The following is a 24964-nucleotide window of genomic DNA, read 5'->3' as shown; positions in this document are numbered from 1 at the left end:
CATTGCAAAGTTGTCTGCCTTTGATTTCGATGCGGCGGTTTTCAAACCAACATGATTCCAAATGAAGTGCCGCTCGGACAGACTCCGACAATATATGATTTCCAGATCGCCCGAGTATTCGTCTTCGATCTCACCCTCTCCCCGATGCACTCCATCTATCATCTGTAGCTCACCCTTCCGGCTGAACAACCCGGCATCCTCAAGCGCTTCGATATCCGGGAGATCGCGCAAGGTTTCCATGCCGAAGGCGGAGAGAAAGTACTTCGGGCATTGGTGCAGCGTTCAGCAACATGTCGTCATGTTGAGCGGATCTCGGGCGTCCGCAGGCAAGCATTCGGTTCACGATGGCGACGCCGATCGCAGCCTCTGTCTGTTGAGCAAGGAATGACCGAGCGCGCAAACGCAGCCCAATAATGCCGTTGTATCGACCCATCGCGGTTTCAACCAAAGCCCGTTTGCCATAGCCGTTACCGTCCTGTCATTTTAACCGGCCATCGATCTGGATGGATGCGATATGATCGTCTCTCTGGTAGGACGCCTGCGCGTTGGGCTGTTTAACTGCCTTCGAGCACGGTGGAATAATGACCCTTGCGCCTGGGCTGTGACGGAAAACTGCGTCTTAGGTTGGATACCCATCATAAGCTCCATCGGCAGTGAACTGGTCGATCTCATCTTCGATCTGATCGGGCACAGGCAAATCCAATCGCATTATATCAAGCACCGAACTCAGAAGCCCTTGGCTCTGGCGTAAGCGCAATCCGAACACCATACACAGCATCAGCGTCGTTTTGATCGCCAGATACCAATAAAGTGGCTAGCCACCACGTGTCTTGCGACGTGGGTCTGCCCAGCCCGCCTGCGCTTCCGGCATTATCCAAAGGGTCAAGCTGCCACGACAGCGAAGCCCCGCCTCATACTCCGCCCAATTCGTCACTTTGAACTTCATCTTACCGATATGATGTCGGCGGGAGGCGTTGTGTTTGTGCGGCATGCTGCACCAATCAACCTATTTTATAGCCCGGCCGCTTAAATGCAAAATATTGAAACTTGATCCCTGCACCAACGCCAATTGATGGAAATCCGGGTGGCAGGAGGTCCTTCGTCAAGACAGATAGTGGCCGACACACGACAGTTCCGGCGCAGTCTAGGCTACTTTGTCAACTTCCACCAAAAACCGCTTTAATTTCAAACCGGCCAATACAATGTAGGGCGGAAGCGCCAGGGAGTAATGACCACAATTTAACTCTAAAATATTCGGCCTGGCTCCGGTAGCCTTCAGACTGTGCAGGAACCGATGCGACAGCTCAGGCAGGACAACCTTGTCTCTCTTCGCCAACACAATCTGGAGATCCAGATCTGGACGCGTCAAATTGTGAGCGTAATTCTCTAGGTTAAGCGGACCCCACGCCCTTCTGAGGTCACTCAACTCAATAGCAGGTTCAAGGCTCTCCCGTATTGATCGTGTCGCGCGCCCCGTCCAGATCATATCGGCTAGACTTCCCGCTGTGAGAAACAGCGAAGCTTTTGACACAGCCGGCTCGTGTGCGGCGACCAACCCTGCTACCCAGGACCCTAAGCTCATACCGAGAACGGAAATCTTCTTATAGCCTTTGCTGTTCAGCCATCGGATGAGTTTTTGCCCGTCGCAAACTGCTTGCCTCACTGACTGGATGGTTCGACCCAGATTAGGACTAAGCATGAAATCGGCGTACCTAGAACCAAGGCGTCGTCGCTCAAAGTGATAAGGCATAGCAATCTCGACAACCGAGATCCCACGTTTCGAGAAAAAATGTGCAATCTGGTGGTTCCGAGTGCTTGCATTCCAATGATGGAAGATCACCAAGGCATGATCGAATGATCCGCTGTCTGTTATTTTCGCCCAGACTACGTTGTTCTCTTCGACGTCAGTCGAAATGTCCGATGGAAATTTGAGCCATCCACCTTGCCATTGAAAACACTCTTTGTCCCCGCCCGGCGCATAAAAATACGCCGAGTCACCTATGATTTGGTCCGCAAGGACACAGAAATCGTCGATAGATCCTGTGTTTTTCGCGCCCGGAAATGCGCGATCAGCGTCTAAAATAAAATCGGTTGTTTTCTTCCATTTGCCACCGCGTTGTGAACGTTGCTCATCCCAACGATCAAGCAAGTTATGATACATTTTGGTTTTTCCCAATCTCGCTCGCTTGCCGACGGCAAAAGGCTGGATCAATAAGGCCGTAGACCGCCAGTACGACGCCAATGCTCATAAGGATTGAAAAGCCTTGAAATGCACCAATCAAGAGATAACTGGTAAAAAGTAATGCTATGACCGCCGTCATCTTCCATAGTGGCAAAACAAATCGGCATGAGCCACCCAAGCGGATTGAGCCATAAACAAAACAGCTCGAAAGAGCGATCAAAAGGCTGCTATAATAGTTCGGCATAGTGTAGCGGAATCCGTTACCAATATGTTTGCTTTCGTAAAACGCTGTAGATATATCATCGACCAACCAAGCCACGATGTTATTGAACCGCCCCGGCTTTACCGGAGACCGTTTGGTTTAAGTTATGCTGCCATGGCCGGTGCGTCCAGCATGGCGTAGTGTCGGTCTTTTACCTCGGCGCGCGGAATGTTTCCGATGGGCTCCAGAAGGCGGTGGTTGTTGAACCAGTCGACCCATTCGAGCGTGTCGAACTCCACGGCTTCCAAGTTGCGCTATGGTCCTCGTCGATGGATGACCTCGGCCTTGTAAAGACCGTTGATCGGCTCAGTGAGAGCATTGTCGTAACTGTCGCCAAGGCTTCCGACAGACGGTTCGATGCCTGCCTCCGCCAGCCGTTCGGAATAGCGAATGGACACGTATTGCGAGCCGCCGTCGCAATGATGAACCAGCCCGCCACGTTTGACGGGCCGCCGATCATGAAGCGCCTGGTCGAGGGCATCGAGCACAAAGCCCGCATGCGCCGTTCGACTGGCCCGCCAGCCAACGATACGGCGGGCGAAGGCATCGATCACGAAGGCCACGTAAACGAAGCCCTGCCAGGTCGCGACATAGGTGAAATCGGATAACCACAGCATGTTCGGCGCGGGAGCGAAGAACTGTCGGTTCACCCGGTCGAGCGGACACGGGGAAGACTTGTCCGATGTAGTGGTTTTGATTGGCTTGCCACGAATGATGCCTTGAAGACCCATCATTCTCATGAGCCGAGTGACGGTGCAGCGTGCGACGTCGAAGCCTTCTCGCTGCAATTGTCGCCACACTTTCCGCACGCCATAGACCTGGAAGTTCTCGTTGAATACCCGGCGTATCTCGACTTTCATGGCAATGTCATTCCGTTCGCGCGCCGATAGCCGGCCACGTCCGTGCGCTTGGCGATAACCTCATAATAGGCCTAGTCGGCCCGAACGTGCGGTTTTGGCCAACTCGAAGAACAAACGAGGAAGCTGTAACTTTAGGGTGGCTTCCGCGTCCGCTTGTCGCAGAATGGCAAAATCAACCCTATTGTGACGGAAGGGGAACGTCACATTCGACTGTCACTGTTAGGTACACCCAAATGCGCCACAGGTTGGAATCCTGTCGCAAAAATCCCCTGCAATTCACTCACTTTTGCGAGCGACTTTTGCGACAGAAATCCACCTGAAAATTCAGTGGCCGCCGATTTGTCGCGAAACTTAGGCAGACCGTGTCAAAAGTCCCGGCCTGGCTGACCTCTGCCAAGCGCAAGCTTTGACACCAATTCGGCGACTGATTGCCGGACATCCTGCGCCGCAGTATCGACAACGAGTGGGCTTTGCCCCCAATCATCATAGTGTCGGGCCATAATTTCTTCCCAGGTTGGCTTTATCAACCCCTGAACATCTGTTGCCCGCGTTTCCGCCCTTCGGCGATGTTCATTTTTGTCGGAACAGATAACCTCTATTTCAACTGATGGCACTGCCGAGCGCGTGGCAACCGATAGCCAGGCATCTCGCGTGACCTCCAAGCAATTCACAGAATCCGCAATGACCGTATTGCCAAGCGCCAGATTGTCTTCCGCGATTCCATAGGCGACCAAATATCCCGCTGGGCCGACGTCCGCTTTCAAGACGGCAGAAGCTCGTATATTTTGCTCGACCGTATCGACGCGGACATAGCTCGCCCCGAGCTCCTTCGCCAAAGCACGCGCAATCGTCGTTTTTCCGGTGCCCGGCAAGCCGCCAAAAATAATAAGCATGAATACTGACCTTCCGTGTGCTCATGGGCGCTGGGAACCCGACTGGAGGATTCCTGATCGCAAAATCTCATGGTATATTCTGCCATGGCACATCTATCAGGAACAGACCGCTCGCAAATGCTGCTTCTTCCAGAAGTGGTGGACGATTACGTCGGCGCAGACCGGGAAACGCGTTCCGGAGCACTCACAGCATTACCTGGATATGAGCCTGTTGAAATCGGCACATATCGCTACCTGCGCCGCTCTGAATCGAAGGTCGTACGCCGGTTCTGCAGTTGGCTGGATGCAGAGATTCGAAAGGTTGAATGAAGGCCAGCTTGTCGCTTTAATCCCGATTAAAATTTCGATTTTGCACCTGATATTTGCGACGCAAAACACAGGCACCCACGACCATCAAAATCCATATTCTTCTTTTGTTCGTCAAGTTGGCCAAAATCCCACGTTCGAGCCGACTGGGCCTAATAGGTGGACGGGGCAATCGGTAGCAGTCTGCAGATAGGCTCGACCCCGAGCACCGAGCGGTGTTCGTCGATGAAGGAAATCATCGCTTCAGTGGGCGGTCGAGCTTCCTCTTACCCGACAGGCGAATGCTTGCATTCGCCGATAGGGGCCTGGGCAAAATACGCTGATGCCTTACGCAGAAGCTCGTTGGCCTGACGAAGCTCGCGGTTCTCCCGCTCCAGAGCCTTCATCTTCTCGGCCATGTCGCTTGACAGACCAGCGCGCTTGCCGCTGTCGACCTCGGCCTTCTTCACCCATTCATGGAGGGTATGTGCCGAACAACCGATCTTCGCTGCTGTCGATGATACTGCCGCCCAACAGGAGGGATGTTCGGCTTCATGCTCCGTCACCATCCGAAGGGCGCGGACGCGGACTTCAGGACAGAATTTGTTCGCCGTCTTGCTTGTCATAGACCCTACTTCTCACCAGGTGAGGTCTCCGGCAAACCCGGCGCGGCTCACAGAAGCGCGTTCGCGTTTGGCAAAGGAAAGTGACCTAGGGCAGAACCAAGGCGGAAGGTGGCCTAACAAGTTTCAGGGGTACTCCCACGCAGCAGCCCGCATTCGAGATGAAGCGGCTACTCGCTGTCGTGCGAGCGACGTCAGGACAACCGCTCCACGGATGTCCTGACCTGACGAATGGGGGAAGATGAGGAAGGTCGATGCGATTTCGTCCTGGCCTTTTTTTGTTGTCGGCAGGTAGAGGATGATCTACCGAAGCCGAACGGACGAGGTCCGACCGCCGACGGAGAGACTGATGGCACGCAAAATCAGAGAAAATTTCGCTTCGGACGATATGCAGGCGGAGCCGATCATCTGCCCGCTGTGCGAGCGCGTGATACCGGACGACCAAATGGAGAACCACCATCTGGTTCCCAAGAGCAAAGGCGGCAAGCTCAAGTTGCCCCTGCATCGCATATGCCATAGCCACATCCACAGGGTTTTCACCGACGCGCAGCTGGCGAAGAAGTTTTCCACGATCGCCGCTATTCTCGAGGACCCCGCGATCCAGAAATTCGTCACGTGGGTGAAAACCAAGCCACCGAGCTTCGAGGACGAGGCAGAGGAACGCACCCGACGTCGCTGAAAATCTGCGACGGAACAGCTCGCGTTACGCGTCGTTGCCAATATCCGCCACGCTCACCCGTCTCGTCGACGGACATAGTGCCAGGTCGACGAGCTATTGCCGTGAAAGTGCCCGGAGTGGACACACGGTTGAAGTCCGCTGTCGGCTCGAAGCGGACGAGCCAAACGTCCACCTGTTCATGTCACAACTAGCCTGTTACACGGCTGTCATAGTTGGTGCCTATTGACCTGAATTTGCAAGTTTGCGGAAACATCCGCGACAGCATTTCGAAAGGCATTTCTATGAGTGCGACGATGAGCAGCCGTTCGCTCTCACTCTATCCCTTCTTGCTTGTATTGTTTATAGGCACAACCTGCAGTTCCATGATCGGGCCGTTCATGGCTTACTACATTGTGGAGGGTTTGGGGCGTGCGCCGTGGACAATCAGCCTCTACGCGGCGGGCGTTACCGTGCTCGGCATAATCTGCACCCGCACCTTTGGTCGCTGGCTGGATGCAGGTATTGCTCCTTTTCCGCTGATCGGTGTAGCACTGGCGGGTTATCTTCTTGCCACGAGTGCCTTGTCGATTTCACCGTCCTTGTGGATCGTTTTGACATTCGGCGTGCTTGGATTCGGTTTGAGCAGTAGTGCGGTATCCACCATGTTCAGCCTCGGGGCGGTCGTAGCAGAACGCGGCAAGATTACGCGTGGCCGGTCCAATGCATTCCTGCGCGCCACGACATCAACCGCCTGGATGATAGGCCCGGCGGTCGCCTTCCTGTTCGCAGAGCGCTTCGGCGAAGCTGCCGTCTTCAAGCTCGCTTTTGCCCTGGCATGCTGCTGGCGTTGATGTGGTGGATAATTATCCCGCGCGATATGACACTTCGTCCCAAGTCAGGATCAGTACACGCACATTCTTCCAACAAGGACTTCGGCCTGTGGTTGGCGGCCGCATTTGTGTTCTGCCTGTCCTCAGCGCACTCTCTGACATTTAGCGCACTGCCATTGTTCTACGTGCGGGAAGTTGGGCTACCGGGTTATGCGCCAGGCACGGCCTTCAGCATGAAGACCTTCGTGGAGGTCCTCGCGATCTTCACTACGCCAATGATCATCTCCCGCTTTGGCCTGAAAGGGCCACTTGTCGCAGTGGCGCTGCTGGCAACCGTAACGATCCTGCTGCTCTCCTATGTTCAAACCTGTCCACAGATGTTGGCAGGCGCGGCCTTGGAGGGCCTGTATTACGGCCTCTATGCCAGCATCGGCATCAGTTTCGTGCAATCTTTCTCCGGTGATCGCCCGGCACAGGCCACCGCGCTTTACTGGAATGTTCTGAGTGTCAGCGGCATTCTTGCGGGCCCCGCGACCGGCCTTATAGCGCAAGCCTACGATTTCCGAGCAGTTATCCGGGTGGCCTCGGTTGTCGCTGCTTTCGCCGCTCTTCTACTTTTCACGTCAATGTTTCGTAAGCACTCGCGATAAACTCAGAGCCGTACAGGGCGACTATCAGTCAGCAATGCAGCCCAACCAGCGATGATTGTTGATAGGATCGCATGATAACCCTGAAGCCACTCAAGGCATTTAGTTCGGCGGCAACGCAATGACTGCTATTGGCGGCGCCAAACACTTAGTCGGGAACGGTTTTTCCAACAAAAAGTTAGAGAGACTTTTTCATCGCTTTTCGACCGTCTGGCTCCTCAGAACGCGAAATCCTCACCGCTCAAAGAATGGCCGCAGTAATGCTTGCTTCCATACGAACGCAATCAAGGCCGAGTTCTCGTGCCTTTTGCGCCACTTGGCCCATTAAAACGCTTGCCACACCCAAGCCATGATACTCAGGATGGACAAACATCATGTCCAGATACCATCAAGGACAAGATCGGCGAAGCCAACAGGCTTATGGGCATACCCGCCTCAATGGCGCTGCCGAGCAGTCGGCGTTCCTCAAGCACCATCCCTACCCGGCGTCTTCGTGGCCGGCGAGATGACCGACTGGGAGGCGCCGACGGGCGGCAACCTCCTCACGGCCTGTTTTGCTACCGGTCGCGCTGTTCAAGACTGCAGGTTATCGCCAGCCGAGCGCCGGGGCTACGTGCTTCAGAATGGCCTCGATGACATGGGCGTTGTATTCGACACCGAGCTGATTCGGTACGGTCAGCAGCAGCGTATCGGCCTCGGTGACGGCTTCATCCTTCGCCAGCCCCTCAACAAGCACATCCGGTTCCGCCGCGTAGGAGCGGCCAAAGATGGCCCGTGTGCTGTCATCGATATAGCCGATTGAATCCTGCTCCTTGCCGCCGCGGCCGAAATAGGCGCGGTCCCGGTCATCGACCAAAGCGAAGATGCTGCGGCTGACGGATACCCGTGGCTGGCGGGTGTGACCCGCCGCCTTCCAGGCCTCGCGATAGGCTCGGATCTGCGCCGCCTGCTGCACATGGAAGGGCTCGCCGGTCTCGTCGTCCTTCAATGTCGAGCTTTGCAGGTTCATGCCGCGCTCGGCGGCCCAGATGGCGGTGGCATTGGAGCCAGCGCCCCACCAGATACGCTCCCGCAAGCCTTCCGAATGCGGCTCAAGGCGCAGCATCCCGGGCGGGTTGGGAAACATTGGGTGCGGATTGGGCTCGGCAAAACCCTGACCCTTCAGCACTTCCAGAAACACTTCAGCATGGCGCCGGCCCATATCGGCATCGCTGGCACCCTCTTCCGGATGAAAGCCGAAATAGCGCCAGCCATTGATGACCTGCTCGGGCGATCCGCGGCTCAGGCCAAGCTGCAAACGACCCTGCGCGATCAGATCGGCAGCACCGGCATCTTCGGCCATATAGAGCGGATTTTCGTAGCGCATATCGATGACGGCCGTGCCGATTTCGATCGATCTGGTACGGGCGCCGACGGCGGCGAGAAGCGGAAAGGGCGATGCCAGCTGCCGGGCAAAATGGTGGACACGGAAATAGGCGCCATCAGCCCCTAGTTCTTCAGCGGCAACCGCCAGATCGATCGACTGCAGCAGTGCATCGCCAGCGGAGCGCGTTCCGGACTGAGGGGACGGCGACCAATGGCCGAAGGAGAGGAAACCAATGTTTTTCATGGGTAAAAACCTTGCATCTGCAGAAAAGTGATTGTGCTTCCCTCGATATAGGAATGTGGGGGCCAAGTAACGAAGGTCAAACGGTGAACGGTGCGTTCGTTCTGCAGCAGCGGTTTACCAGGAGGCTTTCAGTTCAACGCCACATAGTTGCCGTCGGGCCCGCCGGCGCGCTTGATGGTGTCACCCGCTTCGATCGCGCCCGAAAGGTTCCGCGTAAGGGCTTAGTCAAGGCGCAACTGACGGTTTTGTCGCAAAATTTCCGGCTGATTTGCAGCCTCGATAATCATGCGGTAGATGCAGCCTGAAGAAAGCAGGTAGGCAGAGTTGAGCGGTCGTGGTCGATTTCAAAGGCAGTCACTATCCGAAAGAAGTGATTTTATAAGGCGTGTTTTTATATTTCCGCTATGCGGTTTCCTGCCGCGACCTTGAAAAAATCATGGCTGAAGGCGGTGTCAATCTCGACCATGCGACACTGAATAGATGGGTCGTGAAATACTCTCCGCTAATTGCCCTTCAAGCGAAGCGCCACAAATCCAAACCCAGTAGCTCTTGGCGAATGGATGAGACCTACATCAAGGTCAAAGGCAAGTGGATGTATTTTTATCGCACCATTGATAAGCACGGCAAACCCTTGATTTCATGCTGTCTGAGCATCGCAACGAGGCCGCCGCTACCGATTTTTTCGCCCACACCATAGAGAACAATGGCTGGCCGGACAAAGTCGTGATCGACAAGAGTGGAGCGAATTTGGCAGCACTGCAGAACATGAACCTCCTGCTGCTGTTGCGCGGTTGGTTCTGGCTGATCGAGATTTGCCAAGTCAAACATCTCAACACCATGATTGAGCAAGATCATCGTTTCATCAAGAAGCTGACCCGGCCCATGAAGGGCTTCAAATCCTTTCGGTCCGCATCAGCTACACTGGACAGCATCGAAGTCGCCCATATGATCCGCAAACAGCAGTTTTTTACCAGTGGCCAATGGGCCTTGAAACCGTTCTCCGCACTCGCCGCATAACTGTGTCCTGGAATAGCCCTCTCTGCGACCATGCCAAAAGTTTGCGACAAAACCGATGGCACATGTCCAACAACCTGGCTGTCCCTCAAAACATCACCATCCTGCAACTGCCGCCGAAATCGTCCGAACTTAATCCCGTCGAAAATATCTGGCAGTTCATGCGTGACAATCTGGCTCTCTAACCGCGTCTTCAAATCCTACGAAGACATCGTCGACCACTGCTGTTACGCTTGGCGGACACTGCAGAACCGACCATGGAAGATCATGTTCATCGGCCGGCGGCAACGGGCAAATGGGTTCTGATTATTGACGGCGGGTATTAAAGGTCGGATGCAAGAGATTGTGCTCGAGGTCCAGCCAAGTTGGTTGTTCTGCATACATGTCCTGAATCAACTGTTTCACGAGATCAATGTAATGCGAACTATCGCCAATTCGGTGGTTGAGAATGACTGGTGACGTTACGCCCTTTCCGTCAAGCAATCGGTAATGCACATCCGAGCGCATTTGTCGTGCGGAAGCCGGAATGATGCAAATACCAGCTTCTGCGGCAACCAAACCCAGAGCTGTTTGAATCTCCCGGACTTCCTGCACTTCGGCTGGGCGGGCATCGTGGCTCTGTAACAGAGCCAGCACCTGATCGGCATATCCCGGGCGAGGCTCCTTGGGGTAGACAATAATTTTGCAACCATTCAAGGCAGAGACAGAGAGGGGTGATGTGTCGTGGGCAAGCGGCGAGCCTTTCGGAATGGCCGCTACCAGGCGCTCTTCCCGCAGCAACAGACCAACGACATTCGGATCACTATGACGTACGCGACCAAAGCCAATGTCGATGCGCCCTTCCTTCAGCGCCGGAATCTGTTGGACTGAGACCAGTTCCAGCAATTGAATATCCAGGTCCGGCGCGTGTTCTCTCAGTTTTCGCACTAGCGATGGTAGCCCCCCATAAAGTGTCGAGGCCACAAAGCCGATGGATAGAACACTGTTCTGGTTCAGGCCGACCCGACGGGTTGCCGCCTGCATCTGTTCCACTCGCCCCAGAATTTGCAAGGATTGTTCGTAAAATAGCCGGCCAGCCTCTGTCAGCCGAATTGGTCGGCTTTTACGGATGATGAGCGGCACACCGAGTTGTTCCTCCAGCAATTGGATCTGCCGGCTCAACGGTGGCTGTGCGATGTGCAGGATCTGCGCTGCCCGCGTGAAATTCCGCTCCTGTGCGACCGCGACGAAGTAACGAAGGTGGCGGAGATCCATCGTGTCGGCCCTCTTGTTTTCAGTAAACACCTATCATTGAAGATATGTTGCGGTGCGGCAAGTGCCTATATGCAGATAATTTTTCTTCTATTATACCAAATAGGTATGATAAGCGATACCAATGATATTGGACGTCTTTTATGGTTGCGCTTACCGTCTCGCCATGAACACGACCTTTACACCCCTTGTCTCGAAAACAGTCGCTTTGCCCGTTGTTGAGCGAGTAGAAGCCATGCTTGTCGATCTTCCGACCATCCGGCCGCATAAGCTGTCGGTGGCGACCATGAACGGCCAGACCCTGATGCTGGTCAAAATTCATTGCAGCGATGGTGTTGTTGGCATTGGCGAAGGCACCACAATCGGTGGGCTGGCCTATGGCGGCGAAAGCCCCGAGAGCATGAAACTGGCCATTGATACCTATTTCAAACCCCTGATGCTGGGGCAGGATGCCACCACTGTCAGGGCATTGATGACGCGCATTGGCAAAATGGTCAAAGAAAACCGCTTTGCCAAATGCGCGGTTGAAACTGCATTGCTGGATGCGCACGGCAAGCGCCTTGGCCTGCCTGTCAGTGAATTGTTGGGTGGGCGGCTGCGCAACCGTTTGCCCGTTGCGTGGACGCTAGCGTCTGGCGATACCGCCAAAGACATTGCTGAAGCCGAAAAAATGCTGGACCTGCGTCGGCACAAGATTTTCAAGCTCAAGATTGGCGCAAAACCCTTGCTGGATGACATCGCGCATGTTGCAGCCATCAAGCGAGCTTTGGGTGATCGCGGTGCGGTGCGGGTAGACGTCAACATGGCGTGGAGCGAAACCGATGCCGCCTATGGCATGGCAGCCCTTGCCGATGCCGGTTGCGAATTGGTCGAGCAGCCAGTGGCCTCAACTTCTGCCTTGGCGCGCCTTGTGCGTCGTTTTCCCACCGCCTTGATGGCGGATGAATCGCTGCACGGTCCCGAAAGTGCGTTCGAGCTGGCAAAAGTCAGTGGAGCCGATGTGTTTGCAGTCAAGATTGAGCAAAGCGGTGGTCTATTCAACGCCCAGCGTGTTGCCGCCATTGCCGATGCCGCAGGGATTGGCCTTTACGGCGGCACGATGTTGGAGGCTGCTTTCGGCACCATTGCCTCCGCGCATGTGTTTTCAACCTTCAACCAGCTGCAATGGGGCACCGAACTGTTCGGCCCATTGCTGCTGACCGAGGAAATTCTCACAACGCCGCTGGATTATAGCAATTTCGAGCTCACCGTTCCCAACGGCCCCGGCCTTGGCATCGAACTGGACGACGAGCGCGTGGCGTTTTTTGTGCGCGACGGATTGCACAAAACCATCAGCGTGGCTGGATAAGGAGTGTCACTATGCTGTTTCATGTCCGAATGAACGTCAACCTGCCCCACAACCTGCCACAATCAGAAGTAGCTGACATTCTGGCGCGCGAAAAGGCCTATTCGCAAGAATTACAAAACAGCGGCAAGTGGCGCCACATCTGGCGGCTTGCAGGCCAATACGCCAATTACAGCATTTTTGACGTGAGCGACAATGCGGAGCTGCACGCAATACTCTCTGGTCTGCCGCTGTTTAAATTTATGGACATCGAGGTGATGCCGCTTCTGCGGCATCCTTCTTCCATCCGCGACAACGACAGCTAACGCCCGCAAAACAGCGCCAAGGAGAGTGGCGCTCGATTTCTAAAAGTCCTAGAGGAGGATGAATAAATGAACGTAGAGATCTTTAATCGGCCCGACATTCAGGCTTTTCTCAAGACGCTGAGCGGGCTTGATAAAGATGGCGGTAGCCCCCGCATGAAAGAGATCACCTACCGGATCATGTCTGACCTGTTCAAGGCCATTGACGAGTTGAACATCACACCAGATGAATATTGGACAGGCATTGCCTGGCTGAATGAGATTGGTGCTGCCGGTCAGGCTGGCCTGATCTCGCCCGGCCTTGGCCTTGACCATTTCATTGATGAGCGCCTTGATGCGATTGATGCCGCGCTTGGCATTGAAAACCCAACGCCACGCACCATCGAAGGCCCGCTTTATGTGGCTGGTGCGCCGGTTTCGACCGGCTTTGCCCGTCTGGATGATGGCACCGACGAAAACGGTCATCTGCTGATCATGCACGGAACCATTCATGGTGCCGATGGCAAGCCGGCTCCCGGCGCGACTGTTGAAGTCTGGCACTGTGACACCCGTGGTTTCTATTCGCATTTTGACCCAACCGGCAAACAGGCCGAGTTCAACATGCGCCGCACCATTATTGCCGACGACAAGGGCTGTTATAAGTTCCAGAGCATCCTGCCGAGTGGCTATGGCGTGCCTCCGGGCAGCCCAACGGAACGGCTGTTGTCAGCCCTTGGCCGTCATGGCCAGCGCCCGGCCCATATCCACTTCTTTGTCAGTGCCGATGGCCATCGCAAACTGACCACCCAGATCAACATTGAAGGTGATCCGCTGGTCAACGATGATTTTGCCTATGCAACGCGTGATGGCCTGATCCCGCCGGTGATTGAACGCACCGATGAAGCCAGCATCAAGGCCAATGGCTTGTCTGGCCCCTTTGCCGAAATCAAGTTTGATATTCATCTGACGTCTTTGGTGGACGGCGTTGATAACCAGATCAACGAACAGCGCAAGCGCGCAGCCGCCTGATTGGCAATGCTGGCGGCCTAGAAGGCTGCCAGCGCACAGGCCGAGGCCACACAAAAGCACCAAACAGAAACAATTGTCGTCAACGACTTGTATACAAAGTCAGAGCCTTTCACGCTCTATTTGGGAGATAAATCATGTCTGCGATTATCGACAAAGCGAGAGATCTCGACCATCTGCTGGCGACTGCGGTGCAGGACGACAAGGACGCTGGGATCTTCCGCTGCCGCCGCGATATCTTTACCAATGAAGACCTGTTCGAGCTGGAGATGAAGCACATCTTCGAAAGCAATTGGGTCTATCTGGCCCATGAGAGCCAGATTCCTGACAACAACGATTATTATACGGCCTATATTGGCCGCCAGCCCATTGTCGTCACCCGCGACAAGACCGGCGAACTGCATGCCATGATCAACGCCTGCGCCCATCGCGGTGCCATGATCTGTCGCCGCAAGCATGGCAATAAGGGCAGCTTCACCTGCCCGTTCCATGGCTGGACCTTTGCCAATACGGGCAAGCTTTTAAAGGTCAAGGACGAGAAGACCACGCAATATCCGCCACAGTTCGGCAAGGACGGTTCGCACGATCTCAAGCGCGTGCCACGTTTTCAAAGCTATCGCGGCTTCCTGTTCGGCAGCCTTGAAGAGGATGTGGCATCGTTGGAAGATTACCTTGGTGAAACCAAGGTGATTATCGACCAGATCGTTGATCAGGCCCCGGAAGGGTTGGAAGTTCTGCGTGGCAATTCCTCTTACATCTATGATGGCAATTGGAAACTGCAGATGGAAAACGGCTGCGATGGCTATCACGTAAGTTCTGTGCATTGGAATTACGCAGCCACCATGGGCAGGCGTAAGGAAGAAGGCACAAAGGCGGTCGATGCCAACAGCTGGAGCCGCTCGATTGCAGGCGTCTACGGGTTTGAAAATGGCCACATCTTGCTGTGGACCAAAACCATGAACCCTGAGGTTCGCCCGGTCTATAACCACCGCGAGGAAATCAAGGCGCGGGTTGGTGAGGATAAAGCCGATTTCATCATCAACCAGACGCGCAATCTTTGTCTATACCCCAATGTGTTCCTGATGGATCAGTTTAGCACGCAAATCCGTGTGACGCGGCCAATCAGCGTTGATAAGACCGAGATCAGTATTTTCTGCTTTGCCCCCAAAGGCGAGAGTGCAGAAGACCGCACGTTGCGCATCCGCCAATATGAAGACTTCTTCAACGTATCCGGCATGGGCACCGCCGACGATCTTGAAGAGTTCCGGGCCTGCCAACAGGGCTATGCTGGCACAGCCGCCCTGTGGAATGACCTGTCGCGCGGCGCGCCGCTGTGGATTGATGGGCCAGACGACAATGCCAAACGCATGGGCATGAATCCTCTTCTCTCCGGTGAGCGCAGCGAAGACGAAGGCCTGTTTGTGCGCCAGCATGAATATTGGACACATGTGATGCGCAAAGCCCTGTCTGCGGAAAAAAATGGAGTGGTCACATGAGCATTTCCTATCATGCCATTTGCGCCTTTCTCTACCGCGAGGCCCGTCTGCTCGATGATCGGGAATGGGCGGAATGGCTCACCTGCTATGCCGCAGACGCCTCCTATTGGATGCCCGCCTGGGACGATGATGACCAGATCACCGAAGATCCGCATAGCCAAATTTCACTGATCTATTATCCAAACCGTGACGGGTTGGAAGACCGGGTGTTTCGCATTCAAACCGAGCGTTCCAGCGCCTCAACGCCGGAGCCGCGCACCAGCCACAACGTCACCAATGTCGAAGTGTTGGCGGATCGGGGCGATGAAGTTGATGTGCGTTACAATTTCCTCACGTTGAACCACCGCTACAAAGTCACTGACCAGTTTTTTGGCACCACCTTCGTCACCTTGCGCCAGAGCGGTGATGCACTGCTGATCGCCAGCAAGAAGATCGTGTTGAAGAATGATTACATCCGGCAGGTGATCGACATCTATCACATCTGATGGGGTTTGAACTGAGCGGATCAGGAGGGTTCTATGACCGACTACAAAATTGCATTGAATTTCGAAGACGGCGTGACCCGCTTCATCACCTGTAAGGACGACGAAAAGGTTCTCGATGCTGCTTATCGCAACAAAATCAACCTGCCGATGGACTGTTCCGACGGCGTGTGTGGCACCTGTAAGTGCCGCGCTGAAAGCGGCACTTACGATCTTGGTGATGACTTTATCGACGATGCCCTGACCGCTGACGAGGCGAAAAGCGGTTTGGTGCTAACCTGTCAGATGAAGCCAACATCAGACTGCGTCATTGCCGTGCCAACCACATCAGCATCCTGCAAAACCGGGCAGCAGCGTTTTTCTGCAACAGTGGCAAGCGTAGCTCCTCACAATGATGCTGCCATTGTGCTGGAGCTGGATGTGGACGCAGCCCCCACTTTTCTTCCCGGCCAATATGTCAATATTGCTGTGCCGGGATCAAATCAGAGCCGATCCTACTCCTTCAGCTCAAAGCCCGGCGAAAACCGCATCAGCTTCCTGATCAAGAAAATTCCGGGCGGCGTGATGAGCACCTGGCTGGAACAGGCAAAGATTGGCACGACGCTTGACCTAACAGGACCGCTCGGCAGCTTTTATCTGCGTGATGTGCAAAACACGCTGCTGTTTCTTGCCGGAGGAACCGGGCTTGCGCCCTTCCTCTCAATGCTCGAAGTGCTGTCACAACAGCAATCACAGCAAAAAATGCATCTGATTTACGGCGTCACCCGCGATCTCGATCTGGTGCTGGTCGATCAGCTAGAGGCCTTTACCGGACGGTTGCCCAACTTTACCTATGCAACAGTGGTCGCAGACGACGCAACCAATCATCCGCGTAAGGGCTGGGTTACGCAGCACATGCCTCAGGACATGCTGAATGGCGGATATGTTGATGTTTATCTGTGCGGCCCTCCGCCCATGGTGGATGCGGTCCGCAGCTATTTCGACGACAAGGGCGTAAAGCCAAACAGCTTCTATTATGAGAAGTTTACGCCCAATAGCACCACGAAGGTGGCAGCATGAGCACGGCGGGTGTTGCTGGCCGTTTCAGCGGCAAAGTTCTGGTTGTTACCGGTGCGGCGCAAGGGATTGGTCGCGCAGTGGCCATGCGTGCGGCCCAAGAAGGTGGCCGCGTTGTGTTTGTTGATCGCGCCGATTTCATCGCAAACGTTGCCGCCGAGGTTGAGGGCGCTCAAACAGCTGCGATCAGGGTTGATCTGGAAACCTATGACGGTGCGGCCAAGGCCATGCGCTTTGCCGCAGACACATTTGGCGGCATCGACATTCTGATCAACAATGTCGGCGGTGCCATTCGCATGCGGCCCTTTGCGGAGTTCGAGCCGGAGCAGATTGACGCCGAAATTCGCCGCTCTCTGATGCCCACGCTGTACGGCTGCCATGCGGTGATACCGCATCTGTCTGCGCGCGGTGGCGGCACTATTGTCAATGTGTCGTCCAATGCCACGCGTGGCATTTATCGTGTGCCCTATTCGGCGGCCAAAGGCGGCGTCAATGCCATAACCCAATCGCTGGCTATGGAACTGGCTGAGCATAATATTCGTGTTGTCGCAACAGCCCCCGGCGGCACGCAAGCACCGCCGCGCATCATTCCGCGCAATAGCAGCGGTGATACGGAAGCCGAAAAGGCATGGATGACGGAGGTGGTGGAGCAAGTGAAGCAATCCAGCTTCATGAAGCGCTACGGCACGATTGAAGAACAGGCCGCACCCATTCTGTTTTTGGCATCAGATGAAGCAAGTTACATCACAGGCACCGTGCTGCCCGTCGCCGGGGGCGATTTGGGCTGAAGCCGCGGCCTAGAGTTTGTCAGGGAAAAGTGGAACCCGGTTTTCCCGAAAAGACAAACGAAAACAAGAAAATCTAGTGTCTGTCTGGTTCAACTTGAACCTGACAGACACTAGTGCAAATCACTTTGGGAGGAGTGAATATGCGCAAAATTGACGTGAATGATAAAATCGACACCAGCCCATTCGGGGGCTTTCAATGGGCTATTGTTGCGCTATGCGCCACGCTGTTGATTGTTGATGGTTATGACGTGTTTGTGGCGGGAACAGTGCTGCCAACATTGATTGCAGAATGGGGCCTGACGAAGCCACAGGCCGGTGCGCTGCAAGCGTGGGCGCTGTTTGGCATGATGTTTGGTGCTCTTATATTCGGCCAACTCGCCGACCGTATTGGACGTAAAAAGGGCATTGCAATCAGCTTCTTGCTGTTCACGGTCTCGACGCTTCTGACCGGATTTGCGACCTCACCCGATCAATTCAAGATTTTCCGTTTCATTGCGGGCCTTGGTTGCGGTGGCCTTATGCCCAACACTGTGGCGCTGATGAATGAATATGCGCCCAAGCGTCTACGCAGCACCATGGTGGCGCTGATGTTCTCTGGCTATTCGGTTGGCGGTATGGTCGCTGCTGGTCTTGGCATTGGCCTGATCCCGCAGTATGGATGGCAGCCGATGTTCTTCGCAGCCGCAGTGCCTTTGTTGCTTCTGCCGCTTATTGTGTGGCAACTGCCGGAATCCATTGGGTTTCTTCTTCGCCAAGGCCAACAGGACAAAGCAAAGCGCATCTACGCAAAGCTTTATCCCAAGACGGCGCTGGAAGCTGACGATACGCTGGTTTTTAGCGAAACCAAGAGTACCTCAACCTCGGTGACTGAGCTGTTTCGCCATCAGCGCACGTTGAGCACGCTCATGCTGTGGGTCGCGTTTTTCTGCTGCTTGCTGCTGGTGTATTTGCTTTCTTCGTGGCTGCCGAAAGTGTTGCAGGAGGCCGGTTATGCAGAAAAGGCAAGCCTCCTCAGCCTGTTCTCGCTTAATTTTGGCGGCATGGCAGGCGCAATTGTGGGTGGCTGGCTGGGTGACCGTTTCGGACTGCCCAAAGTGGTCGTTGGCTTTTTTATTGCCGCAGCGGTCTCCATTGCCCTGATTGGCTATAACCCGCCCTCAACAATCTTGTTTCTGATGGTGTTTGTGGCTGGGGCCGCAACCATTGGCACGCAGATCTTGCTCTATGCCAGCGTCGCACAGCTTTACAATCTTTCCATTCGCTCGACGGGTCTTGGGTGGGCGTCCGGCGTTGGCAGAATTGGTGCCATTGTTGGACCGACGCTCGGCGGAACCCTTTTGGCACTGCAACTGCCTTTGCAGCAAAACTTCCTGATTTTCGCAATCCCCGCAGCGGTCGCAGCTTTGGCCATGGTGGTCTTTGCCATCAGCAATGCTCGAAAAACCAAAGCCGTGGTGCTCGCAACCGCATGATCGCAACCGCGATGCCCGGTGCGAATATCTCTCAAAACCAAAGGAATACGGATCATGACCTTTCTTGAGCGCCCGGGATATCGCCTTCATTACCGCATTGATGGTGCGCCAGGGGATAAGCCCTGGCTCACTTTTTGCAATTCACTGGGAACTGACCTTCACGCTTGGGATGCGCAAGTTGAAGCGCTATCGGAGCATTATTGCATTTTGCGCTATGATCGCCGGGGGCATGGCTTATCCAGCGCGCCGCCGTCGCCTTATGCGTTAAGCGACCTTGGTGGAGACGTGATTGCTTTGCTCGATGCGCTTGCTATTGAGCGCACCGATTTTTGCGGCCTGTCGATTGGCGGGCTCACCGGGCAATGGCTTGGTATCCACGCAAGCGAACGGCTGGGCAAGATCATTGTTTGTGCCACCGCTGCCAAAATTGGCACCAAAGAGGGCTGGAACGCCCGTATCACATTGGTGCGGGAAAATGGCCTTGGCCATATTACCGCTGGCACAGCTGAACGCTGGTTTAGCCCAGCCTTCGCCACGGCCAAGCCCGCGATTGTGCAAGATATTCTAACCCGCTTTGTCGCGGTTTCCGCTGATGCCTACATTGGCTGCTGTGCAGCACTTGGAGACGCCGACCTCACAGATCAGCTTGGCAAGATCACCAACCCGCTATTGGCAATTTCTGGCGACGATGATTCCGTTTGCCCACCCGCCGATCTGCAAGCCATCGCCGATGGTGTGCAGCACGGACAGCATGTGTCTCTGCCCGGTCGGCATATTATCAATATCGAAGCGACGGATGCATTCAACGCGACCATCATCGCATTCCTGTCCGCTTGATCCACAATTCATGATTGATTTCTGTTTGCTTGCATCGAAATCATTCTGGAAATCCATAGGGAGTAAACCGCAATGACCTCATCCATACCCTTCATCAATCCAGAGCATCTCACAGGAGTTGCCTTTGACGGCGGCTGGAAAAGCTTGAGCAAGGTACAAGACAGTGTTGAGACGGCAACCGGCAAAACACTCGGCCAGATTGCCATGGCGACAGCGCAAGACATTGTTGGGGCAGCGGCCACGGCCCGCAAGGTTCAACCTGCATGGGCCGCAACACCCTATGAGCAGCGCGCCGAAATATTGCGCAACGCCGCCCGCATAGCAGAAAACAATCGCGATGAGATTGTTGACTGGATCGTGCGCGAATCCGGCTCAATCGCACCTAAGGCGGGTTTTGAAGTCGCCCTGACGATTAAGGCGCTGTATGAGGCGTCTGCCATGCCATCGCAAGCAGCGGGTCAGGTTTTGCCGACCCAGCCGGGCCGACTTAACCTCGCTCGCCGTCGTGCAATTGGCGTCGTCGGGGTGATTTCGCCCTTTAATTTCCCCCTATATCTTGCCATGCGCGCGGTTGCCCCTGCCTTAGCTGTGGGCAATGGCGTGGTTTTAAAGCCCGATCCACGCACTGCCATTTGCGGTGGCCATGTGATTGCACGGTTGTTTGAAGAAGCAGGCCTGCCCGCAGGTATTCTATCAGTATTGCCCGGCGATGGGGCAGCCGGGGCCGCCCTGTGTGATGCGCCCGATATTGGCATGATCCAGTTTACCGGCTCAACCACGGCAGGCCGCAAAGTTGGTGAGGCCGCAGGGCGTAATCTCAAAAAAGTATCGCTGGAGCTTGGCGGTAAAAACTCCTTCATCGTTTTGGATGACGCCGATCTGGATCTTGCCGTAAAAAATGCGGTTTGGAGCACCTATCTCCATCAAGGGCAGATCTGCATGTCGGCCGGTCGTATTTTGGTGCAATCCGGCATCGCAAAAGAGTTTATCCGCAAGCTTGCGGAACATGCGAGCGCCATGCCATCGGGCGATCCGGCCAGCGGGCAAGTGGCGCTTGGGCCTTTGATCAACCAAGCCCAGCTTGATCATGCGGCGCGTATCGTTGATGCGGCCGTTGCCGGTGGTGCTGAAGTGGTCACAGGCGGCGGCCATGACGGGCTGTATTTCCAACCCACGGTTCTTGCAGGCGTGAGCCGCGATAATCCGGCCTTCCATGAGGAAATCTTCGGCCCGGTCGCCGTGGTGACGGTGTTTGATAAGGACGAAGACGCCATCGCCCTTGCCAATGATACCGATTACGGCCTGTCGGGTGCCATCGTGTCGCGCTCCATTGGCCGCGCACTGGCCATTGGCGAGCGGCTCAATGTGGGTCTGCTGCATATCAATGATGCAACGGTGAATGATGAAGTCATTAATCCTTTTGGTGGCGTTGGTGCATCGGGCAATGGTACCAGCATCGGCGGGCCTGCGAATTGGGAGGAGTTCACACAATGGCAGTGGGTCACCATCAAGGCTGATGCGCCTGCCTATCCACTTTGATAGATTGCTTATTGTTATGGGAGGAGACTATTATGAACCTGAGAATTCAATGCACCGAAATCACCGCCGCCGTCACCCGCGCCCAAGGGGCGGCCTTTACCATTGAAAAGGGTGATATTCGCGACCCACAGGGAAGCGAAGTGCTGGTGCGGGTTGTTGCCACCGGCCTGTGCCACACCGATCTCATCGTGCGCGACCAATATTATCCCGTGCCACTGCCTGCGGTGCTGGGCCATGAAGGGTCTGGTATTGTCGAAAAGGTCGGGCCGCATGTTAAAACCATTCAACCGGGCGATCATGTGGTGCTGACCTATGGGGCCTGCGGCCATTGCAACAGTTGCACCGAAGGCCATGGTGCCTATTGCACCCATTTTTATGGGCGCAACTTTGGCGGAACCGATGCCAATGGCGACACCGCCATCCGCGATGCAGACGGAAAACCGTTGCACGACCACTTTTTCGCGCAGTCTTCTTTCGCCACCTATGCGCTCGCAGAAGAGAACAATACAGTGAAAGTGTCGAAGGACGCGCCGCTTGATCTTCTCGGCCCGCTTGGCTGCGGCATCCAGACGGGTGCCGGCGCGGTGATCAACGCGCTGAGGGTCACAGCGGGATCAAGCTTTGTCAGCTTTGGTGCGGGTGCCGTTGGCCTCAGCGCCATTATGGCCGCCCGAATTGTAGGTGCCACCACCATTATCGCCGTTGATGTGGTGCCATCGCGCCTTCAGCTTGCCTTGGAACTCGGCGCGACCCATGTGGTCAACAGCCGTGAACAGGATATGGTCGAGGCCATCAGAGACATCACCGGAACCGGCGTCAATTTTGCGCTCGAATCCACAGGTCGCCCTGAGGTTCTGGCGCAAGGCATTGAAACACTTGGCCTGTTGGGGATGATTGGTGTGGTCGGCGCGCCAAAACTTGGCACCAAGGCCGAGTTTGATGTCAACACCCTACTGCTCAACGGGCGCAGCATTCGTGGCATTGTGGAAGGCGACAGTGTGCCAAAAATCTTTATTCCGCAACTGGTAGAGCTTCATCGTCAGGGACGCTTCCCCTTTGATAAACTGGTCAAGTTCTATCCTCTGGCCGACATTAATCAGGCGGTAAAAGACAGTGAAAGCGGTGTGACACTGAAGGCAATCTTGCGCATGCCGGGTGCTTGATATTTTTCACGGCTCTGCGGATATCAACGAGAGCATGCGAAAGAGGGGCAGCGTTGCAGGAATCAGACTTTGGGCGAGATAACTCTACCCTTTGGATTGTTCATGCAACGCGCCTGAACTCGGGACGGCTCAGGGCTCTGTTGCAAAGATTTCAAATAGCAACGAAATTCCCTAATGTACTTTGTCAAGCGGACTGACTTTCGAGATTCTGGGCGAGCAGTGCCACGGCTTCCGTGAGAGCGCCCGGTCCGACGCCAAAAGCCCGTTCAACGATGCGAGCTTCACCACGGATATCGCCGGTCAGGTTGAAAATCGCAGCCTGCCCCTTGCGTAAAGCCCGCATCACCTCGAATCCCTTGATCGTAGCATAGGCCGTTTTCAACGTCTTGAATCCTCTCACGGGTCTGATCAGTTGTTTCAGCTTACCATGATCGGCCTCGACAACATTGTTCAGATACTTGACCTGCCGATGGACCAACTCTTTTGGGCATTTGCCATTGGCCTTCAGTTCTGCGATCGCGATCCCATAGGTTGGTGCCTTGTCGGTGTTGATGACCGTTGGCTTTTCCCAATCCTTCAGGCCGTTCAGCGCCTTGCCTAGGAATCTCTTGGCTCAATCTCGGGCGCAAATTTCTGAACCCAGCGATAGATCGTGGAATGGTCGACCAGCACGCCCCTTTCAGCCATCATCTGTTCAAGATCACGGTAGCTCACCCCATAGCGGCAATACCAGCGAACTGCCCAAAGAATGATTTCACCCCGGAAATGACGCCACTTAAAATCGCCAATCAAAAATCTCGCTAAAAATTACCAGCGTCTTTTTTGAGCATCATCGGAATTTTTGCAACCACGTCGAGAATTCTCACCCTCCCGTGCGACGACGAGAGCGACGCATGATGCGGTTCAAGTCGGCGCGGCAATGCCAGCGTTTCGTCTCAACCCACAGTCAGATTGCCAATCTTTTCCATCTTCATCGAAAACACCTGACCGCCGCCGATCATCGCCAACTCCGCGCTCACGCCAGCAGCACCTGGCGTGAGATCGCCTTGTCGATCAAAGTGTGATATTCACGCCGAAGCGACGATCGCGTGCTGTGCTCGGTTAAGGCGACGCCACCCTTCTCAGATTGTAAATTAAGTCGACGCCACCCCGGATTTTACCGCCATAAAAGGGTGTGCATTGAAACGATAGATAGAATTTGTCGCTTACATTTTATGCGACATTCGCCGCCGATTAAAAAATAGTCTTATGGTTGCTTGACAAAAAGCGCATGGCTATGTGAACTTTGTAAAGCGTTTTACTAAACCGCTTTACAGGGTGGATATGGTCAAAGAACGGGTCACTGGGCTAAAGGATGTTGCCGCCGCCGCTGGCGTGTCGGTGACCACCGTGTCGCGCATGCTGAATGGCTCGCTCGATCTTCCTGGCGAGACGCGCAAGCGGATTGAAGACGCCATTGTCGCGCTCAAATATCAGCCAAATCCGCATGCAAGACGTCTCAGCCGTGGCCGTTCGGACACCATCGGTCTTGTGGTGCCGGATATTGCCAATCCGTTCTTTGCAACTCTGGTGGCCGCCGTTGAAGAGGAAGCAGATCTGCGCGGTTTGGCGCTGTCACTCTATGCCACGCTAAACCGCCCGGGCCGCGAAATGGCATATCTCAGTCTGCTGGAGCGCAACCATGTGGATGGCCTGATCTTTATCACCAATCACCCTGACCAGGGTGAACTGGCGGCGATCATCAATCGCACCGGAAAAGTGGTTGTGGTCGATGAAGACGTGCCGGATGCGACCGTGCCAAAGCTGTTTTGTGACAACCGGCAAGGCGGAGAACTGGCTGGGCAGCATCTGGCCGGTTTTGGCCATAGCCATGTTCTCTACATCGGCGGGCCGGATGTGATGATCAGCACCGAGCGCCGCTTTATAGGCTTTGAAACCGCCATGCGTGCCAAGCATGGTGAGAATGCAGTGATTGAGCGCTACTGCGGCGATTACACCGCCGAGTTTGGCAGACAGGCAGCGCGGCGTTTTCTCGAGGGAGGCCGCGAGGCGACCGCAATTTTCGCCAGTTCAGACGAAATCGCCATCGGCGTCATTGAAGTGCTGCGAGCGGAAGGGATCTCCATTCCTGAGCAGATTTCGGTCATCGGCTTCGATGATGTTGGACCTTTGCATCTTTTTGCCCCGCCGTTGACGGCCATCCGTCAGCCGGTGCGGGGAATGGGAAGCCGCGCTCTTTCGCTGCTTCTCGATACGGATTGGCAACAGCCTGCGAAAGCATCGGAGGAATTGCTGCCAGTGGAAATCGTCGTGCGGAACTCCGTTGCACCGCCTGCGAAATAACAAAAGCAATGGGCAAACCTAA

General features: G+C 55.0%; 22 protein-coding genes, 9 pseudogenes and 1 other annotated feature. Of the genes and pseudogenes, 20 read left to right on the top strand and 11 right to left on the bottom strand.

Annotated elements, in window-relative coordinates; all coding sequences use genetic code 11:
* Window positions 1-174: 174 nt before the first annotated feature.
* The 6 genes and pseudogenes from FS819_RS24270 to FS819_RS24245 all read right to left on the bottom strand — a co-directional run.
* Window positions 175-264 (bottom strand): annotated as a pseudogene (locus tag FS819_RS24270) (SMC-Scp complex subunit ScpB); the annotation flags it as partial.
* Window positions 265-301: 37 nt separating this feature from the next.
* Window positions 302-991: pseudogene (locus FS819_RS24265) on the bottom strand (transposase); the annotation flags it as partial.
* 153 nt (window positions 992-1144) lie between these two features.
* Entirely contained in the window at window positions 1145-2161 is a 1017-nt protein-coding gene (locus tag FS819_RS24260; RefSeq protein WP_156550037.1) for an alpha/beta hydrolase, read from the bottom strand.
* A pseudogene (locus tag FS819_RS24255) lies at window positions 2151-2507 on the bottom strand (RcgA family putative transporter); the annotation flags it as partial. The pseudogene FS819_RS24255 and the gene FS819_RS24260, both read right to left, overlap by 11 nt.
* Before the next feature lie 41 nt (window positions 2508-2548).
* A pseudogene (locus tag FS819_RS24250) lies at window positions 2549-3337 on the bottom strand (IS3 family transposase); the annotation flags it as partial.
* Window positions 3338-3669: 332 nt separating this feature from the next.
* Complete coding sequence (locus FS819_RS24245; protein ID WP_156550033.1) at window positions 3670-4197, bottom strand: P-loop nucleotide/nucleoside kinase family protein; 528 nt, start codon at window positions 4195-4197, stop codon at window positions 3670-3672.
* Window positions 4198-4266: 69 nt separating this feature from the next.
* Between FS819_RS24245 and FS819_RS24240 the strand changes: the two genes are divergently transcribed.
* Window positions 4267-4506: a hypothetical protein gene (locus FS819_RS24240; protein WP_197434150.1), complete on the top strand. Its 240-nt coding sequence runs from the start codon at window positions 4267-4269 to the stop codon at window positions 4504-4506.
* 152 nt (window positions 4507-4658) lie between these two features.
* On the opposite strand, the pseudogene FS819_RS24235 reads toward FS819_RS24240, so the two are convergent.
* Window positions 4659-5108, bottom strand: a pseudogene (locus tag FS819_RS24235) (transposase); the annotation flags it as partial.
* Window positions 4668-4824 (bottom strand) — a sequence feature (AL1L pseudoknot). It overlaps the preceding pseudogene by 157 nt.
* 346 nt (window positions 5109-5454) lie before the next feature.
* On the opposite strand from FS819_RS24235, the gene FS819_RS24230 reads away from it, so the two are divergent.
* From FS819_RS24230 to FS819_RS24220, 3 genes are all read left to right on the top strand, one after another.
* Entirely contained in the window at window positions 5455-5784 is a 330-nt protein-coding gene (locus FS819_RS24230; protein ID WP_156550030.1) for an HNH endonuclease, read from the top strand.
* A gap of 377 nt (window positions 5785-6161) precedes the next feature.
* Window positions 6162-6614 (top strand): MFS transporter, encoded by a 453-nt coding sequence (locus FS819_RS24225; RefSeq protein ID WP_197434149.1) that lies wholly within the window; start codon window positions 6162-6164, stop codon window positions 6612-6614.
* Window positions 6599-7243 (top strand): MFS transporter, encoded by a 645-nt coding sequence (locus tag FS819_RS24220; RefSeq protein ID WP_197434148.1) that lies wholly within the window; start codon window positions 6599-6601, stop codon window positions 7241-7243. The genes FS819_RS24225 and FS819_RS24220 overlap by 16 nt, the downstream gene beginning before the upstream one ends.
* A 189-nt stretch (window positions 7244-7432) precedes the next feature.
* On the opposite strand, the pseudogene FS819_RS24215 reads toward FS819_RS24220, so the two are convergent.
* Together FS819_RS24215 and FS819_RS24210 are read right to left on the bottom strand one after the other, a co-directional pair.
* Window positions 7433-7660 (bottom strand): annotated as a pseudogene (locus FS819_RS24215) (GNAT family N-acetyltransferase); the annotation flags it as partial.
* A 166-nt stretch (window positions 7661-7826) separates the two neighbouring features.
* Complete coding sequence (locus FS819_RS24210) at window positions 7827-8849, bottom strand: LLM class flavin-dependent oxidoreductase (RefSeq protein WP_156550029.1); 1023 nt, start codon at window positions 8847-8849, stop codon at window positions 7827-7829.
* 11 nt (window positions 8850-8860) lie between these two features.
* Between FS819_RS24210 and FS819_RS24205 the strand changes: the two genes are divergently transcribed.
* The 3 genes and pseudogenes from FS819_RS24205 to FS819_RS24195 all read left to right on the top strand — a co-directional run.
* Window positions 8861-9154, top strand: a complete 294-nt coding sequence (locus FS819_RS24205; protein ID WP_156550027.1) for a hypothetical protein — start codon at window positions 8861-8863, stop codon at window positions 9152-9154.
* Between the two features lie 80 nt (window positions 9155-9234).
* Window positions 9235-9866, top strand: a protein-coding gene (locus FS819_RS24200) for an IS6 family transposase (RefSeq protein ID WP_234624815.1) whose coding sequence is annotated in 2 segments (ribosomal slippage) — window positions 9235-9466 and window positions 9466-9866 — 633 coding nt in all. Because the reading frame shifts where the segments join, the coding sequence is not laid out codon by codon here.
* A 47-nt stretch (window positions 9867-9913) separates the two neighbouring features.
* Window positions 9914-10169 (top strand): annotated as a pseudogene (locus tag FS819_RS24195) (transposase); the annotation flags it as partial.
* Here the strand turns inward: FS819_RS24195 and FS819_RS24190 are convergent.
* A complete protein-coding gene (locus tag FS819_RS24190; protein ID WP_156550025.1) occupies window positions 10170-11117 on the bottom strand; it encodes a LysR family transcriptional regulator in 948 nt (315 codons plus the stop codon).
* 163 nt (window positions 11118-11280) lie between these two features.
* Between FS819_RS24190 and FS819_RS24185 the strand changes: the two genes are divergently transcribed.
* The 11 genes from FS819_RS24185 to FS819_RS24135 all read left to right on the top strand — a co-directional run bounded on the left by FS819_RS24185 (window position 11281) and on the right by FS819_RS24135 (window position 22599).
* Window positions 11281-12462 carry a muconate/chloromuconate family cycloisomerase gene (locus FS819_RS24185; protein ID WP_156550225.1) on the top strand — a complete coding sequence of 394 codons (1182 nt, stop codon included), beginning with the start codon at window positions 11281-11283 and terminating at the stop codon, window positions 12460-12462.
* A gap of 11 nt (window positions 12463-12473) precedes the next feature.
* A complete protein-coding gene (gene catC, locus FS819_RS24180; RefSeq protein ID WP_156550023.1) occupies window positions 12474-12764 on the top strand; it encodes a muconolactone Delta-isomerase in 291 nt (96 codons plus the stop codon).
* 66 nt (window positions 12765-12830) lie between these two features.
* A complete protein-coding gene (gene catA / locus FS819_RS24175) occupies window positions 12831-13769 on the top strand; it encodes a catechol 1,2-dioxygenase (protein WP_156550021.1) in 939 nt (312 codons plus the stop codon).
* 134 nt (window positions 13770-13903) lie between these two features.
* Window positions 13904-15262, top strand: coding sequence for a Rieske 2Fe-2S domain-containing protein (locus tag FS819_RS24170; RefSeq protein ID WP_156550020.1), 1359 nt, complete (start codon window positions 13904-13906; stop codon window positions 15260-15262).
* Entirely contained in the window at window positions 15259-15747 is a 489-nt protein-coding gene (gene benB / locus FS819_RS24165) for a benzoate 1,2-dioxygenase small subunit (RefSeq protein WP_156550019.1), read from the top strand. Before FS819_RS24170 ends, benB begins: the two co-directional genes overlap by 4 nt.
* Before the next feature lie 33 nt (window positions 15748-15780).
* Window positions 15781-16803: a benzoate 1,2-dioxygenase electron transfer component BenC gene (benC, locus tag FS819_RS24160; protein WP_156550018.1), complete on the top strand. Its 1023-nt coding sequence runs from the start codon at window positions 15781-15783 to the stop codon at window positions 16801-16803.
* Window positions 16800-17588: a benzoate diol dehydrogenase BenD gene (benD, locus tag FS819_RS24155; RefSeq protein WP_156550017.1), complete on the top strand. Its 789-nt coding sequence runs from the start codon at window positions 16800-16802 to the stop codon at window positions 17586-17588. The genes benC and benD overlap by 4 nt, the downstream gene beginning before the upstream one ends.
* A gap of 140 nt (window positions 17589-17728) precedes the next feature.
* Window positions 17729-19060: an MFS transporter gene (locus FS819_RS24150; RefSeq protein WP_156550016.1), complete on the top strand. Its 1332-nt coding sequence runs from the start codon at window positions 17729-17731 to the stop codon at window positions 19058-19060.
* Between the two features lie 54 nt (window positions 19061-19114).
* A complete protein-coding gene (gene pcaD / locus FS819_RS24145) occupies window positions 19115-19897 on the top strand; it encodes a 3-oxoadipate enol-lactonase (protein WP_156550015.1) in 783 nt (260 codons plus the stop codon).
* Window positions 19898-19969: 72 nt separating this feature from the next.
* A complete protein-coding gene (locus tag FS819_RS24140) occupies window positions 19970-21436 on the top strand; it encodes a benzaldehyde dehydrogenase (protein ID WP_156629823.1) in 1467 nt (488 codons plus the stop codon).
* A 32-nt stretch (window positions 21437-21468) separates the two neighbouring features.
* Window positions 21469-22599 (top strand): NAD(P)-dependent alcohol dehydrogenase, encoded by a 1131-nt coding sequence (locus tag FS819_RS24135; RefSeq protein ID WP_156550013.1) that lies wholly within the window; start codon window positions 21469-21471, stop codon window positions 22597-22599.
* Between the two features lie 184 nt (window positions 22600-22783).
* On the opposite strand, the pseudogene FS819_RS24130 reads toward FS819_RS24135, so the two are convergent.
* A pseudogene (locus FS819_RS24130) lies at window positions 22784-23388 on the bottom strand (IS6 family transposase).
* Between the two features lie 56 nt (window positions 23389-23444).
* Here FS819_RS24130 and FS819_RS24125 point away from each other — a divergent pair.
* Window positions 23445-23663 (top strand): annotated as a pseudogene (locus tag FS819_RS24125) (IS6 family transposase); the annotation flags it as partial.
* Window positions 23664-23922: 259 nt separating this feature from the next.
* On the top strand, window positions 23923-24942 hold the full coding sequence (locus FS819_RS24120; RefSeq protein ID WP_156550012.1) for a LacI family DNA-binding transcriptional regulator: 1020 nt from the start codon (window positions 23923-23925) through the stop codon (window positions 24940-24942).
* Window positions 24943-24964: the final 22 nt, after the last annotated feature.

Source organism: Allorhizobium sp. Av2, from assembly GCF_021462805.2.
In the GTDB taxonomy this organism is placed as follows: Bacteria; Pseudomonadota; Alphaproteobacteria; order Rhizobiales; family Rhizobiaceae; genus Allorhizobium; species Allorhizobium vitis_G.
The sequence above is the reverse complement of the archived record's forward strand: the minus strand, read 5'-3'. Positions and strand labels throughout refer to the sequence as shown.